The sequence below is a fragment of the Variovorax endophyticus genome, assembly GCF_025376855.1.
In the GTDB taxonomy this organism is placed as follows: Bacteria; Pseudomonadota; Gammaproteobacteria; order Burkholderiales; family Burkholderiaceae_C; genus Variovorax.
Genome location: NZ_JAHUTH010000004.1, coordinates 177,391 through 197,037, shown reverse-complemented (window position 1 = coordinate 197,037; position 19,647 = coordinate 177,391). Strand labels below are relative to the sequence as shown.

Below are 19,647 nucleotides of genomic sequence, written 5' to 3'. Positions count from 1 at the left end.
TTTTGCTAACTGGCGCTCCCGGGGTTCCGAGCGCACTCCCACCGTGCAAACCAACAACACTGCGGCTACGCAGGCCTCCGCAGGCCTGCGCCTCGATCAGCTTCCCGATCATCAGTGGGCCACCGTGCTCGACGTCGCCCGCCCCGACGGCGCGGAGGACCGCGAGCTGGTGCTGCGCCTGACCGAGATCGGCTTCGTGCCGGGCGAGTCGGTGCGCATCGTCGCCAGCGGCATGCCGGGCCGCGAGCCGATCGCGGTGCGGCTGGGCCACACCACCTTCGCGCTGCGTCGCCACGAGGCCGCGTTGATCCACGTGGCGCCGGGCGCCGAGGTGGCCGGAGGTGCGCGCCATGGTTGAGGCCGTGATCCAGGGCCCGGGCGGTTTCGCCGCCACCGGCCAGCCCAACCGCATCGCGCTGCTGGGCAATCCCAACTGCGGCAAGACCGCGCTGTTCAACCTGCTGACCGGCAGCCGCCAGAAGGTCGCCAACTACGCGGGCGTGACCGTCGAGCGCAAGGAAGGCAGCCTGCGCACGCCCGCGGGCCGCCGCGTGTTCGTGCTCGACCTGCCGGGCGCCTACAGCCTCAACGCGCTGTCGGCCGACGAGGCCGTCACGCGCGACGTCGTCACCGGCCAGAGCCAGGAAGCGCTGCCCGACCTGCTGGTCTGCGTCACCGACGCCACCAACCTGCGCCTGAACCTGCGCCTGGTGCTCGACGCCAAGAAGCTCGGCCTGCCGATGGTGGTCGCGCTCAACATGACCGACATGGCGCGCAAGCAGGGCATCGCGGTCGACACGGCGGTGCTGTCGCGCGAACTCGGCCTGCCGGTGATCGAGACCGTCGGCGTGCAGTCCGGCGGCGCGAAGGCGTTGCTGGCCGTGCTCGACACCCCGGTGGCCGCGGCCACGCCGCAGCCCTGGCAGGCGCCCGGCCTCGACGACGTGCTCGCCACCCAGCGCGAGGTGCGCCGCATCCTCGGCCTGGCGGTGAAGGAGCCCGCGAGCAGCCTGGTCACCAGCGACCGCATCGACCGCATCGTGATGCATCCGGTCTGGGGCATGCTGGTGCTCGCGGTCACCATGTTCCTGATGTTCCAGGCCGTGTTCAGCTGGGCCAACGTGCCGATGGACGCCATCAAGGCAGCCACCGAAGGCCTGGGCGAGCTGCTCAAGGCCCACATGCCCGAGGGCATGCTGCAGAGCCTGCTGGTCGACGGCGTGATCGCGGGCGTGGGCGGCGTGATCGTCTTCCTGCCGCAGATCCTGATCCTGTTCCTGTTCATCCTGGCGCTGGAGGATTCCGGCTACCTGCCGCGCGCGGCCTTCCTGCTCGACCGCGTGATGGGCACCGTGGGGCTGTCGGGCCGCTCGTTCATTCCGCTGCTGTCGAGCTTCGCCTGCGCCATCCCGGGCGTGATGGCCACGCGCACCATCAGCAACTGGCGCGACCGCATCACCACCATCATGATCGCGCCGCTGATGACCTGCTCGGCGCGGCTGCCGGTCTATGCGCTGCTGATCGCGGCCTTCATCCCGGCGCGCACCGTGGGCGGCGTGTTCAACTTGCAGGGCGTGGTGCTGTTCGCGCTCTACGTCTTCGGCATCGTCTCGGCGATGCTGGTGGCCTGGGTGATGAAGCGCTTCCGCGACAACACGCAGCGCTCGTCGCTGATGATGGAACTGCCGGCCTACCGCTGGCCCAATCCGCGCAACCTGCTGCTGGGCCTGTACGAGCGCGCATGGATCTTCATCCAGCGCGTGGGCACGATCATCCTCACGCTGACCATCCTGCTTTGGTTCCTCTCGACCTTTCCGTCGCCGCCCGAGGGCGCGACCGGACCGGCGATCCAGTACAGCCTGGCCGGCATGATCGGCCGCGGCCTCGAGCACATCTTCGCGCCCATCGGCTTCAACTGGCAGATCTCGATCGCGCTGGTGCCGGGCATGGCCGCGCGCGAAGTCGCGGTGGGCGCGCTGGGCACGGTCTATGCCCTCTCGGCCACCGGCGACGACGTGGCCGGCGCGCTCGAGCCGCTGATCGCCGGCAGCTGGTCGCTCGCGACCGCGCTGTCGCTGCTGGTCTGGTACGTGTTCGCGCCGCAATGCATCTCGACCCTGGCCACGGTCAAGCGCGAGACGGGGCAATGGAAGTACGTGTGGATCATGGCGGGCTACCTGTTCGCGCTGGCCTACATCGCGTGCTTCATCACCTACCACGTTGCGGTGGCTCTCGGGGCGGGGTAAAACCGCCTCTGAAAGGCTAGCTTCCATGGCACAAGAACTGATCGTCGGATTGATCGTCGCGAGCGCCGCGTTCTACGCGGTCTGGCGCTGGATGCCCGCGGGCTGGCGCCGCAGCGCCGCGCGCAAGGTCGCCACCGGCACGCAGCGCGCCGGCCTCGTCGATGCCGAGCGCGCCGAGCAACTGGCGGCCTCGCTCGCCAAGACCTCGGGCTGCGGCTCGTGCGACAGCTGCAACAGCTGCGGTCCCAAATCCCCCCAGGCCCCGGCTACCCCGGCTTCCTCCTCCGCCTCTTCGTCCTCCGCGCGCTGAGGCCGATGCCCGCGCACATCCTCGTCGCCGGCGGCGGCATCGGGGGGCTGGCCACCGCATTGGCGCTGGCCGGCGGTGGCCATCGCGCCGACGTGTTCGAGCAGGCCGCCGCCTTCGGCGACATCGGCGCCGGCGTGCAGCTCGGCCCCAACGTCACGCGGCGCCTGTCGCAGCTCGGCCTCGAAAACTCCCTCGCCCGGGTCGCGGCGCAGCCCGAAGCACTGGTGGTGCGCAGCGCCGGCAGCGGCGCCGAGATCGGCCGGCTCGCGCTCGGCGCCGCCATGCGCCAGCGCTACGGCGCCCCCTACCTCTGCATCCATCGCGCCGACCTGCATGGGCTGCTGCTCGATGCCGTGCGCGCGCGCGGCACCGGCGCGCTCGTGACCGGCGCGCAGATCGAGCGCGTGGAGCTCAGCGACGAGCTCGTGTGCGTCTCGAGCAGCGACGCGCGTGCCTGGGAGGGGGAGGCGGTGGTCGGTGCCGACGGCCTCTGGAGCGTGGTGCGGCGACGCCTGGACGCGGCCTCGGCCGGCCAGCCGCCGCGCATCACCGGCCACACCGCGTGGCGCGCGCTCGCGCGGCAGGACGCGCTGCCGCCCGCGCTGCGCCGCGGCGGGGTCGAGGTGTGGCTCGGGCCGCAGCTGCATGCGGTGGCCTATCCGGTGCGTGCCGGCGAGTGGCTCAACGTGGTGGTCATCGCCGAATCGGCGCCGGCCGGCAATGCGCACGATTGGGACCAGGCCAGCAGCCTCGCGGCGCTGCAGGCCGCCGCGGGACGCACGGGTGCCTCGTTGCAGGCCTTGCTCGAAGCCATGCCGGGCTGGCGCGCCTGGAGCCTCAGCGATCGCCCGCCGCTGGTCTCGGCCGCCGAGATGGCGCACGAGCGGCTGGCGCTGGTCGGGGATGCCGCGCATCCGATGGTGCCGTACCTCGCGCAGGGCGCTGGCATGGCGATCGAGGATGCGGTGGCGTTGTCGGAGGCCCTGGGCGAGGGCGGCAGCGACGCCGTGCCCGCGGCCTTCGCGCGCTACGCGGCCGCGCGCTGGCAGCGCAATGCACAGGTGCAGGCGAAGGCGCGGCGCAACGGCCAGATCTTCCATGCCAGCGGGCCGGTGCGGCTGGGCCGCGACCTCGCGATGCGCGCGCTCGGCGAGCGGCTGCTCGACCAGCCCTGGCTGTACGGCGGCTAGAGCCTGAACGACTGCAGGTGCTCGATGCGCTCGGCCAGCCCCTCGGGCCCGAGGTAGTGCCCCATCGAGCCGCTGCGCACCTGCATCAGCGTGCCCTCGAGCTCGGCCAGCAGCGCATCGCGGTCGACGATGAAGGCGGCCGGCACGTCGATGCCCGCGCGCGCGCAGGCCTCGGCGATCAGCCGCGCGCTCGCGGGCGCGCCGCAGGCCACGCAGGCGACCACTGCCGTCATGTTGGGCTCCGCGCCGTTGGCCAGCAGCGCGGTCGTGAGCTCGGGCGAGATCTGCCCGTCGATGTTCGCGAGCACCTCGGCCGAGACCGGTGCCCCCGCGCGCACCAGCGCCGCCGCGGCCGCATAGGCGCTGCGGCTCACCGCCATGTCGGTGGCCAGCGCGCTGCCCTGCAGCGGTCCTTCGAAGCGCACGCCCGCGGCCGCGAGCTCGACCACCAGCGCCGCGTCGTCGACCGCAATCGCATGGCGCAGCGCCGTGCGCGCCACCGCGGGCTGGCGGCGCAGGCTGCCCTCGGCCAGCGGCGTGCGCCAGTCGACCACGGCGCGGCAGTAGAAGGTGACCAGCTTGTCCATCAGGTCGATGTCCAGCCCGTGGGCCTGGTGGCGATCGTCGACGTAGGCCAGCAGCGCGTGGCCCGAGTAGCAGTCGCCGGTGGGCGCGAGCGGGTCCTCGTCGAGGTGCAGCGCGGCGAAGGCGCCGAACAGGTCGCTCGCGACCACGCTCAGGCCGTCCTCGTGCAGCGCATGGGTCCAGGCCGGCGGCAGGCCCTGCTTCCAGGCCACGACCTGCCCGTGCTCCGCGCCCGGCTCGACCACCGTGTAGATGCGGTCGCAGTACTCGAAGCCGCCGAAGGGCAGGTGCGCGAGCTTGCCGCGCCAGCGCAGGCCATGGGTCTGCGCGCCTTCCTCGGCCAGTTCCTGCTCGTGCTCGATCCAGCCCTGCAGGTCGCGGTAGCCGTCGCTGCCGTCCCAGAACAGCTCCGACCAGCTGATGTTCTCGATGTTGCCGTTCATCTCGAGCGCGAGGTCGTAGTCGAGGCGCCCGCCGGCCGTGAGCCGCCACAGCGCGAGCAGCGGTTCGGGCAGCGGGCCCGCGCACATCGCCTGGATCGCCGAGATGCGGTGCGCCGGCATCGGCGGCTGCGCCTCGAAGATCACCCGCTCCGCGAACAGCACCACGCCGTGTTCGCGCAGGGTGTCGAGCTCATCGGCCGAAAACTGGATGTCGTTCATGGCGGCGCCTCCGTGGTTCCCAAAAATGTAGCGTGCTGGGCGGGAGCGGCAAGGGGTGGCACCCGGGGGTGCCGCCGAGAATCTACAGGTCAGTGCGCAGCTTCCAGATCTCGGGGAACAGCACCACGTCGAGCATCTTGCGCAGGTAGCTCACGCCGCCGGTACCGCCGGTGCCGCGCTTGAAACCGATCACGCGTTCGACGGTGGTGACATGGCGGAAGCGCCAGAGCCGGAAGGCATCCTCGATGTCGGTGAGCTTCTCGCCGAGCTGGTAGAGGTCCCAGTGCCGGTGCGGCTCGCGGTAGACCTGCAGCCAGGCCGCCTCGACGCCGTCGCTGGCCTCGTAGGGCTGGGTCCAGTCGCGCTCGAGGCGGTCGGCGGGCACCGGCAGGCCATGGCGCGCGAGCAGGCGCAGCGACTCGTCGTAGAGCGAGGGCGAGCGCCAGGCGGCTTCGACCTGGGCCAGCAGGTCGGGGCGGTGCGCATGCGGCTTGAGCATGGCGGGGTTCTTGTTGCCGAGCGCGAACTCGATGCAGCGGTACTGCGCGCTCTGGAAGCCGCTCGAGCTCGCGAGATAGGGGCGCATCGCGGTGTACTCGGGCGGGGTCATGGTCGACAGCACGGTCCAGGCGCCGACCAGCTGTTCCATGATGCGGCTCACGCGCGCCAGCATCTTGAAGGCATCGGGCAACTGCTCGCTCGCGATGCAGGCGGTGGCGGCGCGCAGCTCGTGCAGCATCAGCTTCATCCAGAGCTCGCTGGTCTGGTGCTGCACGATGAACAGCATCTCGTCGTGCGCGGGCGAGAGCGGATGCTGGGCGTTGAGGATCTCGTCGAGGTGCAGGTAGTCGCCGTAGCTCATCGACGCGCTGAAATCCAGCTGCGCCTTCTCTTCGTGGACGATCTCTTCGGGGCGCTTCTCGGTGCTCATGTCACTGCGTTCTTGCGGTTGAATTCGGGGCGCCGCCACTCGCCGGTCTCGAGCACCTGCACCAGCTGTTCGACGGAGTTCCAGACGTCCTCGAAGCCGAGGTAAAGCGGCGTGAAGCCGAAGCGCAGGATGTCGGGCATCTGCGCGTCGCCGGCGCGGAAGTCGCCGATCACGTTGCGCGCGATCAGCGCCTGCACGATGGCATAGGCACCTTCGTCGCGGCTCAGGCACACCTGCGAGCCGCGGCGCGCATGCTCGCGCGGCGTGACCAGCGACAGGCCGTGGCCCGCGCAGCGCTCCTCGACCAGCGCGATGAACAGGTCGGTGAGCGCGAGCGACTTGGCGCGCAGCGCGCCCATGCCGCCGCGTTCGCCGTCGAAGGGTTCGGCCGCGAGCACGGTGTCGAGGCCGCATTCGAGCGCCGACAGCGAGACGATCGGCTGCGTGCCGCAGAGGTAGCGCGCCACGCCCGGCGCGGGCCGGTAGTGCGGCGTGAACTCGAACGGCGCCGCATGGCCCCACCAGCCCGACAGCGGCTGCTCGAAGCGATCGGCATGGCGCGTGTGCACCCACGCGAAGGCCGGCGCGCCGGGGCCGCCGTTGAGGTACTTGTAGCCGCAGCCGATGGCGTAGTCGGCCTCGGCCTCGTTGAGCGCCACCGGCACCGCGCCCGCGCTGTGGGCCAGGTCCCAGACCGCGAGCGCGCCGGCCTCGTGCGCGGCGGCGGTGATGGCCTTCATGTCGTGCATGGCGCCGGTGCGGTAGTTGACGTGCGTGAGCATCAGCACCGCGACCTCGTCGGTCAGTGCGCCGGGCAGCTCGTCGGCCTCGATCAGCTTGAGCGTGAAGCCGCGCTCGCGGCACAGCGACTCGGCGATGTAGAGGTCGGTCGGGAAGTTGCTGCGCTCGCTCACCACCAGCTTGCGGCCGCTGTCCTTCTGCTGCGAGAGCGCGGCGAACAGCACCTTGTAGAGGTTGACCGAGGTGCTGTCGGTGCACACCACCTCGCCGGGCGCGGCGCCGACGAGGCGCGCGACCTTGTCGCCCAGGCGCTGCGGCAGGTCGAACCAGCTCGCGGTGTTCCAGGAGCGGATCAGGCCTTCGCCCCATTCCCTGGCCACCACTTCGGCGATGCGCGCGGGCGCGGCCTTGGGCAGCACGCCGAGCGAGTTGCCGTCGAGGTAGATCACGCCGTCGGGCAGGGTGAACTGGTCGCGCAGGGCGCGCAGCGGGTCTTGCGCGTCGAGCGCGCGGCAGTCTTCGAGGGTGGTCGTCATGGGTTTTGGCGGATCAGAGTTCGCGCAGCACGGCGCGGACGGGGGAGGCATCGGCGCTCACCAGCCTGAGCGGCAGCGCGATGAGTTCGTAGTCGCCCTCGGGCACCTCGTCGAGCACGAGGTTCTCGAGCACGCGCAGGCCGCGGCGGCGGATCGCCTGGTGGCTGTCGAGCGTCTTGCTGTCGGCTGGGTCGATGCTCGCGGTGTCGATGCCGATGAGCTTCACGCCCATGGCCGCGAGGCGCTCGACCGTGGACGGCGCATAGGCGGCGAGCTGGCCGTCCCAGCGATCGACCGGCATGGCGGCATAGGTGCGCACCAGCACCCGCGGCGGCAACTGGCTCGTGACCGCGTGGGCGATGTGGGCCCATTCGACCAGCGGGCCGCGGCCGATGGCGTGGATCACGCGGCAGGGGCCGATGAAGGCGTCGAGCGAGACGTCGCCGATGGTCGCGCCCTCGGGGTCGTAGTGCAGCGGCGCATCGGCGTGCGAGCCCACGTGCGGCGACATCGTGATCGCGCTCACGTTGACCGGGCAGCCGGGCCCGATGGTGGCGCACCACTGTTGCGTATAGGGCGTGTCGCCCGGAAACACCGGGCTGCCCGCGTGCACGGGGGCGGAGATGTCCCAGAGTCGTCGTGGTGCGGTCATGGTGGCGAAATCGGTGTCACGAAGCGGTGTCACGAAGGGTGGGGTTCGGGTGGCAACAATGCCGGTGGGCCGAGGCAGCCAGTGTGGGCCGGATGCCGGCTTGCCACAAGCCGTTGCGCGGAGCCGGATGCTATTCGCAAGAGCTGCTTTAAGTCGAGAAGTTATCCATAGGTTCGAATGAAATTGGATAATCCATTCTCAAACGACCGAATCTGGAAAAAATCATGCAAGCTGACCTCGATCGCACCGACCTCCAGCTGCTGCGCGCGCTGCAGGACAACGCCCGCCTGACCTCGGGCGAGCTCGCGCAGATGGCGCACCTGTCGCAGTCGCCGTGCTGGCGGCGCGTGAAGAAGCTCGAGGACGACGGCGTGATCGGCGGCTACCACGCGGGCCTGAACCGGCGCGCGCTGGGCTTCGGCGTGATGGCCTTCGTGATGGTGGGCATCGACCACCAGACCGAGATCTCGTCGCGCGCCTTCGAGGACGCGGTCTGCGCCATTCCCGAGGTCGTGATGTTCCACGGCATCTCGGGGCCCGAGGACTTCATGCTGGTGGTGGTGGCGAAGGACCTCGACGCCTATTCGGAGCTGCTGCAGCGCAAGCTGCACCGCCTGCCGGGCGTGCGCCACGTGCAGACCTATTTCTCGCTGCAGGAATTCAAGGGCCGCGTGGGCGGCCTGCCGGTGCCGGCGGCCTGATCAGTGCAGCGTGTCGGGCAGCGCGCCGAGCCCGTGGCGCAGCCGCGCGCGCTGGCAGGCGTCGCTGCCGGCCTGGAGCTCGTGGCAGGGATTGGGCCGCCACTCGTAGATGCCGCAGGCCACCGACTGGCCGATCCTGCCGGTGAGGGCCGCGCAGCGCGCGGGCGTGTGATCGGTGCCGCGCATGCGGCACAGCGTGTCGTTGACCTCGACGGCCAGGCCCGAAGGCACCCGGCCGCCGTTGTCGTCGAGCTCGTGCACGCTGAAGTCGACGCGGTAGCTGGCGCAGCAGGCCCCGCATTGCTGGCAGGCGTTCATGGCGGGCCGGTGCTGCCGAAGCGGAAGAAGAGGGCGCTCAGAGCCTGCCGAGCAGCAGGAACTCCATCAGCGCCTTCTGCGCATGCAGGCGGTTCTCGGCCTCGTCCCAGACCACCGACTGCGGGCCGTCGATGACCTCGGCCTGCACTTCCTCGCCGCGGTGCGCGGGCAGGCAGTGCATGAACAGCGCGTCGGGCTGGGCCCCGCGCATCATCTCCTCGTCCACGCACCAGTCGGCGAAGGCCTTGCGGCGCGCCTCGTTCTCGGCCTCGTAGCCCATGCTGGTCCAGACGTCGGTGGTCACCAGGTCGGCGCCGCGGCAGGCTTCCATCGGGTCCTTGTAGACCTTGTAGCTGTCGCCCGAGCGGATGCCGGCGATCGACTGGTCGACCTCGTAGCCGCTGGGCGTGCTCACGTGCACGGTGAAGCCCAGGATCTCGGCGGCCTGCAGCCAGGTGTTGGCCATGTTGTTGCCGTCGCCCACCCAGGCCACCGTCTTGCCCTGGATCGAGCCGCGGTGCTCGATGTAGGTGAAGATGTCCGCGAGGATCTGGCAGGGATGGAACTCGTTGGTCAGGCCGTTGATGACCGGCACGCGCGAATGCGCGGCGAAGGCATCGATCTTGGTCTGCTCGTAGGTGCGGATCATCACCAGGTCGACCATGCGGCTGATGACCTTGGCGCTGTCCTCGATCGGCTCGGCGCGGCCGAGCTGGCTGTCGCCCGTGGTCAGGTGCACCACGCTGCCGCCGAGCTGGTACATGCCGGCCTCGAAGCTCACGCGGGTGCGCGTGCTGGCCTTCTCGAAGATCATGGCCAGCGTGCGGTCGGTCAGCGGCTGGTGCTTCTCGTAGGTCTTGAACTTCTTCTTGATGACCGCCATGCGGTCGAACAGGTAGGCGTACTCGTCGGCCGAGAAGTCCGAGAACTGCAGGTAGTGGCGGATGGCTGGCGTCGCGCTGGCACTCGTCATTTGGGGGCGGGCTCCGAGAGGAAGGTCTTCACGATCGGCGCGAGGATGGCGACGATCTCGTCGGCCTCGGCGATGCTCAGGATCAGCGGCGGCACCAGGCGGATCACGCTGTCGGCGGTCACGCTCAGCAGCAGGCCGGCGTCGCAGGCGCGGTTGAGGATCGCGCCGCAGGGACGGTCGAGCTCGATGCCCAGCATCAGGCCCTGGCCGCGCACTTCCTTCACGCCGGGCAGTCCGCCGAGTTCGCGCTCGAGCGCGGCCTTCAGGTGGGCGCCGACGTTGGCGGCGTTCTCGAGCAGCTTCTGCTCTTCCATGATGCGGATGGTCTCGATGCCGGCGCGCATGGCGAGCGGGTTGCCGCCGAAGGTGGTGCCGTGGTTGCCGGGGCCGAAGATGTGGGCGGCCTTGGGGCCGGCCACCACGGCGCCGATCGGCACGCCCGAGCCCAGGCCCTTGGCCAGCGGCATGACGTCGGGCTTGATGCCGGCCCACTGGTGGGCGAACCACTTGCCGGTGCGGCCCATGCCGCACTGCACCTCGTCGATCATCATCAGCCAGTCGCGCTCGTCGCACAGCGCGCGCACCTGCTTCAGGTACTCGATGCGCATCGGGTGGATGCCGCCTTCGCCCTGGATGGTCTCGAAGAACACGGCGACCACGTTGGGGTTGCCCTCGGTGGCCTTCTTCAGGGCCTCGATGTCGTTGAGCGGCACGCGGATGAAGCCCTCGACCAGCGGGCCGAAGCCCTTCTGCACCTTGGGATTGCCGGTGGCCGACAGGGTGGCGATGCTGCGGCCGTGGAAAGCGGCTTCATAGACCACGATCTCGGGGCGCTCGATGCCCTTGTCGTGGCCGAACTTGCGCGCCAGCTTGAGCGCGGCTTCGTTGGCTTCGAGGCCGGTGCAGCAGAAGAAGGCGTTGGTCAGGCCCGAGATCTCGGTCAGCTTGGTGGCGAGCTTCTCCTGGCCGGGCACGTGGTAGTAGTTGGAGCTGTGGATCAGCTTGCTGACCTGGTCCTGCAGCGCGGGCACCAGCTCGGGATGGTTGTGGCCCAGCGTGTTGACCGCGATGCCGCCGAGGCCGTCGAGGTAGGCGCGGCCGTTCGTGTCCCAGACTCGGCAACCCTGACCGTGCGACAGCGCGATCGGAAGGCGGCCGTAGGTGTTCATGACGTGGGGCGAGGTGGGCTCGACGGTAGCGCTCATTCGGTTCTCCAGTAAGGGAAGGCGGATTCTAGGCGGCGAGTTTGACGCTGGCGTTGAGGATTCCGCATCACAGCAATGCCCTGCGCCCGGTGGGAAGGGGGAGGGCGCGGATAGAATCCTTGTTGCACCGCAACAGCTCGCTACGGCGTGCGGTCGCCTCTTCCCAAACGATGATTTCCCCCACCGCCACCGAGATCTTCATCCAAGGCATCACGCACGACGGCCGCACCTTTCGCCCGAGCGACTGGGCCGAGCGGCTGGCCGGCGTGATGTGTTCCTTCCGGCCCGGCGGGGCCTATCCGGGCAGCCACCTGAGTTACTCGCCGTGGTGCGTGCCGACCACCATCAATGGCGTGAAGTGCGTGGTGGTGAACAGCGCGCTGCGCGAGGCCGAACCCATGGCCTGGGACTTCTGCGTGAACTTCGCGCGCGACAACGACCTGCAGGTGGCCGAGGCCTGCCTGGTGCCCGATCCGGATCACCAGCACAAGGACGGGCTCCAGCGGACCCCGCCGACGCCGGTCAAGAAGCCCTGAGCGGTCGACCGCTTTTCCTTTTTCGACAAACCGTTCGCCCATGAAAAAACCGCCCGAAGGCGGTTTTTCACTTTGCTGCAGCGCACCCCGATCAAACGGCGGACCGGCGCGAACCGGTCCGGGCTTGCCTGACAGGTGTCAGGCGGCGGCCTTTTCAGGCGCGAGGGCCAGGGCCTTGACCTTGGCCGACAGGCGGCTCTTGTCGCGAGCGGCCTTGTTCTTGTGGAAGATGCCCTTGTCGGCGACCGTGTCGACGATGCTCTGGGCCTTGGCGAACAGCTCGGTCGCCTTGGTCTTGTCGCCGGCCAGAACAGCCTTTTCGACGTTCTTGACTGCCGTGCGGTACTTCGAACGCAGCGAGGTGTTCGCTGCGTTCAGCTTGGTGTCCTGGCGGACGCGCTTGCGGCCCGACGCCAGGCGCGGGTTCTTCTTCTTGGGCTTGGTAGATGCCATGGTAGTGTTCTCTCAGTGTCTGAGGATGATGCAGCAAAGCCCTCCATTATAGGCCGGGCGGCAAAATCTGGCCAGAACTGCCATTTCACGGGCTTTGCGGGGCCTACACTCCCCCCGTGTCGCTGCTCAAATCCGCCTCCACCGTCTCCCTGTTGACCCTCGCCTCGCGCATCACCGGCCTCGTGCGCGACGTGCTGTTCGCCTCGGTGTTCGGCGTCAGCGCGCTGACCGACGCCTTCAACGTCGCCTTCCGCATTCCGAACCTGTTTCGCCGGGTTTTCGGCGAGGGCGCGTTCAGCCAGGCCTTCGTGCCGGTGCTGGCGGCTACCCGCACCGAGCGGGGCGATGCCGGCGCCAAGGAACTGGTCGACCATGTCGCCACGCTGCTGACCTGGATGCTGGTGCTGGTGTGCGTGGCCGGCGTGATCGGCGCGCCGTGGCTGGTCTGGGCCATGGCCAGCGGTCTCGCGGGCTTCGACGCCGCGGTCGTCATGACGCGCTGGATGTTCCCCTACATCGGCTTCATGTCGCTGGTGGCGCTGGCGGGCGGCATCCTCAATACGTGGCGCAGGTTCGCGGTGCCGGCGGCCTCGCCGGTGCTGCTCAACATCGCGCTGATCCTCTCGATCCTGCTCGGCGCGCCGCTGTTCCGGCGCTGGGGCATCGAGCCGATCTATGCCCAGTGCGTGGGCGTGATGGTGGGCGGCGTGCTGCAGCTCGGGCTGCAGTTGCCCGCGCTGCGCAAGCTGGGGCTGCTGCCGCGCATCGGCGCGAGCTTCAAGGCGCTGCGCACCGCCTGGGCCGACCCCGACACGCGCAAGATCGCGCGCCTCATGCTGCCCGCGCTGCTCGGCGTGAGCGTGGCGCAGATCTCGCTGCTGATCAACACGCAGATCGCCTCGCACCTGGCCACCGGCAGCGTGACCTGGGTCACCAATGCCGACCGGCTGATGGAGTTCCCCACCGCCATGCTGGGCGTGGCGCTGGGCGTGGTGCTGATGCCGCAGCTGGCCGGCGCGCGCGCGGCCAAGGACGATGCGCGCTATTCGTCGCTGCTCGACTGGGGTCTGCGCCTGGTGCTGCTGCTCGCGGCGCCGTGCGCGGTGGCGCTGCTGCTGTTCTCGCAGCCGCTGGTGGCGGTGCTGTTCCACAACGGTGCCTATGGCGGCGAGGACGTGCGCCGCACCACCGTCGCGCTGATGGGCTACGGCGTCGGCCTGGTCGGCATCGTGGCCATCAAGGTGCTCGCGCCCGGCTACTACGCCAAGCACGACACGCGCACGCCGATGCTGATCGCGGTCGGCGTGCTGATCCTGACCCAGGTGCTCAACCTGTTCCTGGTGCCGGTGCTGCAGCATGCGGCGCTGACCCTGACCATCGGCATCGGCGCGCTGGTCAACGCGAGCTGGCTGCTGGCGGGCCTGATCCGCCGCGGCAGCTACAAGCCCGAGCCCGGCTGGGGCCGCTTCGCGCTGCAGGTGCTCGCGGGCTCGCTGGTGCTGGCCGCGCTGCTGGCCTGGGCCTCGGGGCATTTCGACTGGATCGGCCTGCGCGAGCAGCGCTTCTGGCGCATCGGCCTGCTGGCGATGCTGGTGACCGGCGCCGCGCTGCTCTATTTCGCGGTACTGGCCGCCACCGGCGTACGGCTGCGCAGCTTCATGCGGCGCTGAGCCCTCGACGATCGGCAGTGCCAGCCGCCTTGGCAATCCGCATGTCCCCCGCCTTGACGCTGCCGGCCCCGCTCCTCTACAAAGCCACATGACGACGTTCAGCTTCCAGGTCCCCACCGCACTCGAGTATTTCGAGTCGCTCGTGCAGAGCGACGACCAGTTCCCGCTGCTCGAAGCCGCCGCCAGCATCGCGCAGGACGAGTACCCCGACCTCGACGTCCAGCAGGTGCTCGGCGATGTCGACCAGCTGCTGGCCCGCCTCAAGCGCCGCCTGCCGTCCGACGCCGCACCGCTCGCGCGGCTGCGCGCGCTCAACCAGTTCTTCTTCAACGACCTGAACTTCGGCGGCAACGTCAACGACTACTACGACCCCGACAACAGCTACCTCAACGCGGTGCTGCGCACGCGCCGCGGCATCCCGATCTCGCTCGCGGTGCTGTGGATGGAGCTGGCGCAGGGCCTGGGGCTGCAGGCGCGCGGCATCGGCTTCCCGGGGCACTTCATGCTCAAGGTGACGCTGCCCAAGGGGCAGGTGGTGATCGATCCCTTCACCGGCAAGTCGCTCTCGCGCGAGGAACTCAGCGAGCGGCTCGAGCCCTACAAGCGCGGCAACGGCCTGGTCGGCGAATTCGACGTGCCGCTGGGCCTGTACCTGCAGCCCGCGAGCTCGCGCGAGATCATCGGCCGCATGCTGCGCAACCTCAAGGAAGTGCACCGCGCGCAGGAGGACTGGCAGCGGCTGATCGCCGTGCTCGACCGCATCATCGCGCTGCTGCCCGAGGCCTGGGGCGAGTACCGCGACCGCGGCATCGCCCATGCCGAGCAGGGCAGCACGGCCGCCGCGGTGCGCGACCTCGAGGCCTACCTGGCCCATGCCGAGGACGCGCTCGACATCGACGCCATCGCGGAGCGCGTGGCCGCGCTGCGGCGCGCCGCCAGCTGATGGCCACCCGGGCGGGCCCCACCGGCGCGCCCGCCCTCGGCGCCGTGCACGGCTTCCATGGCATGGAGCCGGTGCTGCCGGTGGCCGACGTCGGCCGCGCCGCGCGCTGGTTCTGCGAGGTGCTGGGCTTCGAGCTCGACTTCATCGCGGGCGAGCCGCCGAGCTACGGCCGCGTCAGGCAGCTGCCGGCCGGCGCCGGCCAGCCGATCTACCTGCGCCTGTGGCAGACCGGCGCGCGCGAGCCCCGTCCGTGGCGCGGCGAGTTCGTGATCCAGGTCGGCCACGACATCGACGGCCTGCATGCGGCCTACCTGAAGCGCGGCGTCACGGTCATCGAGGCGCCGGTGTCGCAGCCCTGGGGCACGCGCGAGTTCGCGATCCGCGAGCCCGACGGGCATGTGCTGCGCTTCTGCGGCCGTCCGTAGCGGCCGGCTCGCTGAAATTGAAACGCTTTTTTACAACTGGGCCGGTCGATTCCTGTCGATCCGGCCGGCCGTCGCTCGACGTGTCAACAGGAGCAGGCAGATTCGAGGCTTCGACGCCGTTCCCGATTTCCACTTCCAACCCCCCTCTAGGAGCAACGACATGCGATTCATGATTCTGGTCAAGGCCAATGCGGATTCCGAAGCCGGCGTGATGCCCAGCACCGAGATCCTCACCGCGATGGGCAAGTACAACGAGGAACTGGTGAAGGCCGGCGTGCTGCTGGCGGGCGAGGGCCTCCATCCCAGCTCGAAGGGCGTGCGCGTGCGCTGCGAGGGCCCGACCAAGCGCACCGTCATCGACGGCCCTTTCGCCGAAACCAAGGAACTGCTGGCCGGCTTCTGGCTGTTCCAGGTGAAGTCGAAGGAGGAGGCCATCGAGTGGATCAGGCGCAGCCCGTTCCAGGAAGGCGAGATCGAGATCCGCCAGGTCTTCGAGGCTGCCGACTTCGGCGATTCGATGACGCCCGAGCTGCTCGCGCAGGAAGACCGCCTGCGCGCCGAGACCGAGGCCCGCACCAAGCCCGGCCACTGAATCCAGGAGAACCGCCATGCGATTCATGCTGCTGATGATCCCCCACGGCTACGAGAACGCCGCGCCCGGCACCATCCCCGACGACGTCGACGCGGTGTCGGCCATGATGGCCTACAACGCATCGATGCAGGAGGCGGGCATCCTGATCAGTTGCGACGGCCTGCATCCACCCTCGATGGGCGCGCGCGTGAGCTTCCCGGGCCGCAAGCCCACGGTGGTCGACGGCCCCTTCGCCGAGGCCAAGGAAGTGCTCGGCGGCTTCTGGATCATCGACGTGCCCTCGCGCGCCGCCGCCATCGAATGGGCCACGCGCTGCCCCGGCGGCGAGAACGAGGTCATCGAGGTGCGCCAGATCCAGGAGGTCGAGGACTATCCGGCCGAGGTGCAGGCGCTGACCGCCGAGGCCTTCCCCTCGATGCAGACCCTCAAGAAGCCCGCGAACTGAGCCGGTGAGCCACGACCCGCGCACCGCCGCGATCCATCGCACCGTCGAGGCGGTGTGGCGCATGGAGTCGGCCAGGATCATCGCCACCGTCGCGCGCATGGTGCGCGACGTGGGCCTGGCCGAGGAGCTGGCCCAGGACGCGCTGGTCTCGGCGCTCGAGCAATGGAGCGAATCGGGCGTGCCCGACAACCCTGCGGCCTGGCTCACCGCCGTGACCAAGCGCCGCGCGCTCGACCGCCTGCGCCACCTGCAGCTGGCCGAGCACAAGGCCGGCGAGATCGGCCGCGAGCTCGATGCGCGGCACGAGATCGCGCAGGCCGATTTCGCCGAGGCGGTCGACACCGCGCTCGACGACGACATCGGCGACGACCTGCTGCGGCTGGTCTTCACCGCCTGCCACCCGGTGCTGTCGACCGAGGCGCGCGTGGCGCTCACGCTGCGCCTGCTCGGCGGCCTCGCCACCGACGAGATCGCGCGCGCCTTCCTGGTCACCGAGCCCACCGTCGCGCAGCGCATCGTGCGCGCCAAGCGCACCCTGGCCGAGGCGCGCGTGCCCTTCGAGGTGCCGCGCCGCGCCGAGTTCGAGCCGCGGCTGGCCTCGGTGCTCGAGGTGCTCTACCTGATCTTCAACGAGGGCTATGCCGCCACCGCGGGCGACGACTGGATGCGTCCCGCGCTGTGCGAGGAGGCGCTGCGCCTGGGCCGCATCGTGGCCGAGCTGATGCCCGCGGCGTCGGAGGTGCATGGGCTGGTCGCGCTGATGGAGATCCAGGCCTCGCGCACCCCCGCGCGCGTCGGGCCATCGGGCGAGCCGGTGCTGCTGCTCGAGCAGAACCGCGCGCGCTGGGACCATGTGCTGATCCGCCGCGGCCTGGCCGCGCTGGCACGCGCCGAGGCGCTCGGCGGCGCGCTCGGCCCCTATGCGCTGCAGGCCGCCATCGCCGCCTGCCATGCGCGGGCGCGCACGGCCGAGCAGACCGACTGGGGCCGCATCGCCGCGCTCTACGACGCGCTGGCCCAGCTCGCGCCTTCGCCGATCGTCGAGCTCAACCGCGCGGTCGCGCTGTCGATGGCCTTCGGCCCCGCCGCGGGGCTCGAGGTGGCCGATGCGCTGCTGGCCGAGCCTGCGTTGCAGGGCTACCACCTGCTGCCGGCGGTGCGCGGCGACCTGCTGTTCAAGCTGGGCCGGCTCGACGAGGCGCGGCGCGAGTTCGAGCGCGCGGCCGGCCTGACGCGCAACGGCCGCGAGAAGGCGCTGCTGGCGGCGCGCGCACGCGCCTGCCTGGGCTGACTCAGCCGCGCGCCAGCCCGGCCGCGTCCGACGGCGAACCCGGCAGCCCGAACTGATGCCAGGCGCGGCGCAACTGCGTGTCGGAACCGAAGCCCGACAGCTCGGCCGCCCGCGTCACGCTGGCGCCCGAGGCCAGCGCCAGTTGCGCAGCCGCCAGCCGCAGCCGGCGCAGGTAGGCCAGCGGCGCCACGCCCGCATGCTCGACGAACAGCCGCGTGAGGTGGCGCGCCGAGGTGTGGGCCACCTCGGCCATGCGCGGCACGTTCCAGTCGGCCTGCGGCCGTTCGCTGACCGCGTCCTGCACCCGGTGCAGGGCGGCGTGCAGGTGGTTGCGGTAGGCCAGGAAGGGCGAGAGCTCCGGGTCGTGCGGGCCGCGCCGCAGCGCCACCACCATGGTCTGCGCGACCTGCGCCGCCAGCGCCTCGCCGCAGGTGTCGGCGATGCGGTGCAGCAGCAGGTCGATGCCGGTGGTGACGCCGGCGCTGCTGTAGACCGGCGGGTCGAGCACGAACACCCGGTTGCCCACCACCTCGCAGCGCGGCTCCACGGCGCGCAGCTCGTCGAGGTGATGGTGGTGCGTCGTGGCGCGCCGCCCGGCCAGCGCGCCGGCATGCGCGGCCAGCAGGCTGCCGGCGCAGATGGTCAGCAGCTCGAGCCGCCCCGCCTCGAGCCGCAGGCCGCGCAGCCAGTGCAGCAGGTCCTGGGTCTCGGGCGTGTCGATCGGGATCGTGTCGCCCGGCATGCCGACCAGCACCACCCAGGCGGCGCCGTCGGCACCATCGGCGGTGAGCAGGTCCGGCAGCGGCGCCAGCCCGGTCAGCGCGATGCCGACCGAGCCGACCGTGTCGGGCCGTGGGCTCGCGAACTCGATCGCGAAGCGCGGCGGCGCCCCGGTGGCGCGCAGCCGCTGGTTGGCGATGCGCAGCGCCTCGGCCGGCCCGGCCCAGTCGAGCACCAGGCTGCCGGGCAGCAGCGCGAAGACGACGCGGATCAGGGTGGGTTGTGCGTCCATGCGTAGTCCATCTGGCGCGCGGTGCGCTCGGCCAGTTCGCGGCCGGCCAGGCGCTCGACCAGGTGCAGGCTCATGTCGATGCCGGCGCTGATGCCGGCCGAGCTCAGGATCCGGCCGCCGTCGACCCAGCGCACGCCTTCGCGCACCTCGAGCGCCGGGAAGCGCTCGCGCAGATCGGCCAGGTCCTCCCAGTGCGTGGTGACGGCCTGGTCGGTGACCACGCCGCTGGCCGCGAGCAGGAAGACGCCGGTGCAGACCGAGGCCACCAGCCGCGCACCCGCGGCCTGCCGCGCGATCCACTGCAGCGTGGCGGCGCTCGCGAGCGGCGCGTCGACCACGCCGCCGGGCACGAGCAGCAGGTCGGCCTGCGGCGCGTCGGCCAGGTCGTGCGCGGCCAGCAGCCGCAGCCCGGCGCGCGCCTGCACCGGCCGCGCGGGCGCGCCCTCGGCCACGGCCGCGACCTCGAAGAGCGCCGGTGCGTCCGGCCGCAGTCGCCGGTGCACGCGGGTCGCGGTGGTGAACACCTCGAACGGGCCCGCGAAGTCCAGGGCCTCGATGCCGTCGAAGGCCAGGATCAGCACGCGCAGCGCGGCGGCCGGCGACGGACTCATGCCGCGCGTTCCAGCGCCTGCGCCACGCCGCAGAGGGTCGCGAAGCGCCCCGCCAGCACGGTCGCCGTGCGGGCCTTGATGTCGGCGGCCGAAAGCGGCTTGCCGTCGGGCTGCACCATGTCGAAGGTCAGCGTGGCGTCGGTCACGTAGTCGACCTCCCAGCCCAGGTCGGAGGCATGGCGGGTGGTGGTCTCGCAGCACTGCTCGGTGCGGATGCCGCTCACGATCAGCCGGCCGATGCCCTGCTGGGTGAGCCAGATGTCGAGCCCGCTGTTGACCAGCGCGCTGTGGCGGTGCTTGGTGAAGGTGGCGGCGGCCTCGAAGCCGGCCAGGCCCTCGATCGGGCGCACGAAGCCCGATTCGACCGCGAAGGCGTTGGCGGCGGTGGTCGGGCCGTCGACGTGGTAGACGCGCACGATCGGCAGGCCGGCCTCGGCCGCGCCCGCGATCAGCGCGTTCTGGGTCGCGAGATAGGGCGCCGCGAGGCTTTCGTCCCAGTACGGGCGCTGGCGGAACGATTCCTGGGCGTCGATCACAATCAGACAGGTCTTCATGGCGGATTTTCCGAAGGCGAAGTGGATGATGCGCCCGATTCTTGGCGGTTTCACGCCTGAGGGCC

Annotated in this window: 23 protein-coding genes; 12 read left to right on the top strand and 11 right to left on the bottom strand. The window is 70.6% G+C overall.

What is annotated here, in order from left to right:
- The first annotated feature begins 43 nt into the window (after positions 1–43).
- Genes KV106_RS07430 through KV106_RS07415 form a run of 4 tightly spaced genes read left to right on the top strand, consistent with a single transcriptional unit; the run spans position 44 to position 3,746 of the window.
- Complete coding sequence (locus KV106_RS07430; RefSeq protein WP_261208616.1) at positions 44–358, top strand: FeoA family protein; 315 nt, start codon at positions 44–46, stop codon at positions 356–358.
- The gene (gene feoB / locus KV106_RS07425) at positions 351–2,246 is read left to right on the top strand and encodes a ferrous iron transporter B (protein WP_261208614.1); all 1,896 of its coding nucleotides are present in this window, start codon (positions 351–353) and stop codon (positions 2,244–2,246) included. The genes KV106_RS07430 and feoB overlap by 8 nt, the downstream gene beginning before the upstream one ends.
- 25 nt (positions 2,247–2,271) lie before the next feature.
- Entirely contained in the window at positions 2,272–2,556 is a 285-nt protein-coding gene (locus tag KV106_RS07420; RefSeq protein ID WP_261208611.1) for a DUF6587 family protein, read from the top strand.
- A gap of 5 nt (positions 2,557–2,561) precedes the next feature.
- Positions 2,562–3,746: an FAD-dependent monooxygenase gene (locus tag KV106_RS07415; protein ID WP_261208610.1), complete on the top strand. Its 1,185-nt coding sequence runs from the start codon at positions 2,562–2,564 to the stop codon at positions 3,744–3,746.
- Here the strand turns inward: KV106_RS07415 and KV106_RS07410 are convergent.
- From KV106_RS07410 to kynB, 4 genes are all read right to left on the bottom strand, one after another.
- Complete coding sequence (locus KV106_RS07410) at positions 3,743–4,993, bottom strand: hypothetical protein (protein WP_057590675.1); 1,251 nt, start codon at positions 4,991–4,993, stop codon at positions 3,743–3,745. The two genes, KV106_RS07415 and KV106_RS07410, sit on opposite strands and share 4 nt — an antisense overlap.
- Positions 4,994–5,075: 82 nt before the next feature.
- Positions 5,076–5,924, bottom strand: coding sequence for a tryptophan 2,3-dioxygenase (kynA, locus tag KV106_RS07405; protein WP_057590674.1), 849 nt, complete (start codon positions 5,922–5,924; stop codon positions 5,076–5,078).
- Positions 5,921–7,201: a kynureninase gene (kynU, locus tag KV106_RS07400; protein WP_057590673.1), complete on the bottom strand. Its 1,281-nt coding sequence runs from the start codon at positions 7,199–7,201 to the stop codon at positions 5,921–5,923. Before kynU ends, kynA begins: the two co-directional genes overlap by 4 nt.
- 13 nt (positions 7,202–7,214) lie before the next feature.
- Positions 7,215–7,853 (bottom strand): arylformamidase, encoded by a 639-nt coding sequence (kynB, locus tag KV106_RS07395; RefSeq protein WP_093348842.1) that lies wholly within the window; start codon positions 7,851–7,853, stop codon positions 7,215–7,217.
- A 224-nt stretch (positions 7,854–8,077) separates the two neighbouring features.
- On the opposite strand from kynB, the gene KV106_RS07390 reads away from it, so the two are divergent.
- Entirely contained in the window at positions 8,078–8,554 is a 477-nt protein-coding gene (locus KV106_RS07390) for an Lrp/AsnC family transcriptional regulator (RefSeq protein WP_057590671.1), read from the top strand.
- On the opposite strand, the gene KV106_RS07385 is transcribed toward KV106_RS07390, so the two are convergent.
- The 3 genes from KV106_RS07385 to KV106_RS07375 are packed head-to-tail and all read right to left on the bottom strand — an operon-like array spanning position 8,555 to position 11,050.
- On the bottom strand, positions 8,555–8,872 hold the full coding sequence (locus tag KV106_RS07385) for a YkgJ family cysteine cluster protein (protein ID WP_057590670.1): 318 nt from the start codon (positions 8,870–8,872) through the stop codon (positions 8,555–8,557).
- Positions 8,873–8,909: 37 nt separating this feature from the next.
- On the bottom strand, positions 8,910–9,845 hold the full coding sequence (gene argF, locus KV106_RS07380; protein ID WP_261208607.1) for an ornithine carbamoyltransferase: 936 nt from the start codon (positions 9,843–9,845) through the stop codon (positions 8,910–8,912).
- A complete protein-coding gene (locus KV106_RS07375; RefSeq protein WP_057590668.1) occupies positions 9,842–11,050 on the bottom strand; it encodes an aspartate aminotransferase family protein in 1,209 nt (402 codons plus the stop codon). Before KV106_RS07375 ends, argF begins: the two co-directional genes overlap by 4 nt.
- Before the next feature lie 170 nt (positions 11,051–11,220).
- Here KV106_RS07375 and KV106_RS07370 point away from each other — a divergent pair, with 170 nt between their 5' ends.
- Positions 11,221–11,586: a DUF3579 domain-containing protein gene (locus KV106_RS07370; RefSeq protein ID WP_057590667.1), complete on the top strand. Its 366-nt coding sequence runs from the start codon at positions 11,221–11,223 to the stop codon at positions 11,584–11,586.
- A 138-nt stretch (positions 11,587–11,724) separates the two neighbouring features.
- On the opposite strand, the gene rpsT is transcribed toward KV106_RS07370, so the two are convergent.
- The gene (rpsT, locus tag KV106_RS07365) at positions 11,725–12,039 is read right to left on the bottom strand and encodes a 30S ribosomal protein S20 (protein ID WP_057590666.1); all 315 of its coding nucleotides are present in this window, start codon (positions 12,037–12,039) and stop codon (positions 11,725–11,727) included.
- 116 nt (positions 12,040–12,155) lie between these two features.
- Between rpsT and murJ the strand changes: the two genes are divergently transcribed.
- The 6 genes from murJ (at position 12,156) to KV106_RS07335 (ending at position 17,405) form a co-directional block, all read left to right on the top strand.
- Positions 12,156–13,709: a murein biosynthesis integral membrane protein MurJ gene (gene murJ, locus KV106_RS07360; protein WP_261208605.1), complete on the top strand. Its 1,554-nt coding sequence runs from the start codon at positions 12,156–12,158 to the stop codon at positions 13,707–13,709.
- A gap of 88 nt (positions 13,710–13,797) precedes the next feature.
- Positions 13,798–14,652: a SirB1 family protein gene (locus tag KV106_RS07355; protein ID WP_057590664.1), complete on the top strand. Its 855-nt coding sequence runs from the start codon at positions 13,798–13,800 to the stop codon at positions 14,650–14,652.
- The gene (locus KV106_RS07350; RefSeq protein WP_057590663.1) at positions 14,652–15,077 is read left to right on the top strand and encodes a bleomycin resistance protein; all 426 of its coding nucleotides are present in this window, start codon (positions 14,652–14,654) and stop codon (positions 15,075–15,077) included. The genes KV106_RS07355 and KV106_RS07350 overlap by 1 nt, the downstream gene beginning before the upstream one ends.
- Before the next feature lie 160 nt (positions 15,078–15,237).
- Positions 15,238–15,669, top strand: a complete 432-nt coding sequence (locus KV106_RS07345; protein WP_057590662.1) for a YciI family protein — start codon at positions 15,238–15,240, stop codon at positions 15,667–15,669.
- Positions 15,670–15,685: 16 nt separating this feature from the next.
- The gene (locus tag KV106_RS07340) at positions 15,686–16,114 is read left to right on the top strand and encodes a YciI family protein (protein WP_057590661.1); all 429 of its coding nucleotides are present in this window, start codon (positions 15,686–15,688) and stop codon (positions 16,112–16,114) included.
- Between the two features lie 61 nt (positions 16,115–16,175).
- The gene (locus KV106_RS07335; protein WP_261208793.1) at positions 16,176–17,405 is read left to right on the top strand and encodes an RNA polymerase sigma factor; all 1,230 of its coding nucleotides are present in this window, start codon (positions 16,176–16,178) and stop codon (positions 17,403–17,405) included.
- Position 17,406: 1 nt separating this feature from the next.
- Here KV106_RS07335 and KV106_RS07330 read toward each other — a convergent pair whose 3' ends face one another.
- Genes KV106_RS07330 through KV106_RS07320 form a run of 3 tightly spaced genes read right to left on the bottom strand, consistent with a single transcriptional unit; the run spans position 17,407 to position 19,582 of the window.
- Positions 17,407–18,417 carry a GlxA family transcriptional regulator gene (locus tag KV106_RS07330; RefSeq protein ID WP_261208603.1) on the bottom strand — a complete coding sequence of 337 codons (1,011 nt, stop codon included), beginning with the start codon at positions 18,415–18,417 and terminating at the stop codon, positions 17,407–17,409.
- Positions 18,396–19,028 carry a DJ-1/PfpI family protein gene (locus KV106_RS07325; protein WP_057590658.1) on the bottom strand — a complete coding sequence of 211 codons (633 nt, stop codon included), beginning with the start codon at positions 19,026–19,028 and terminating at the stop codon, positions 18,396–18,398. The genes KV106_RS07330 and KV106_RS07325 overlap by 22 nt, the downstream gene beginning before the upstream one ends.
- Positions 19,025–19,582, bottom strand: a complete 558-nt coding sequence (locus tag KV106_RS07320; RefSeq protein WP_261208601.1) for an isochorismatase family protein — start codon at positions 19,580–19,582, stop codon at positions 19,025–19,027. Before KV106_RS07320 ends, KV106_RS07325 begins: the two co-directional genes overlap by 4 nt.
- Between the last annotated feature and the right edge of the window lie 65 nt (positions 19,583–19,647).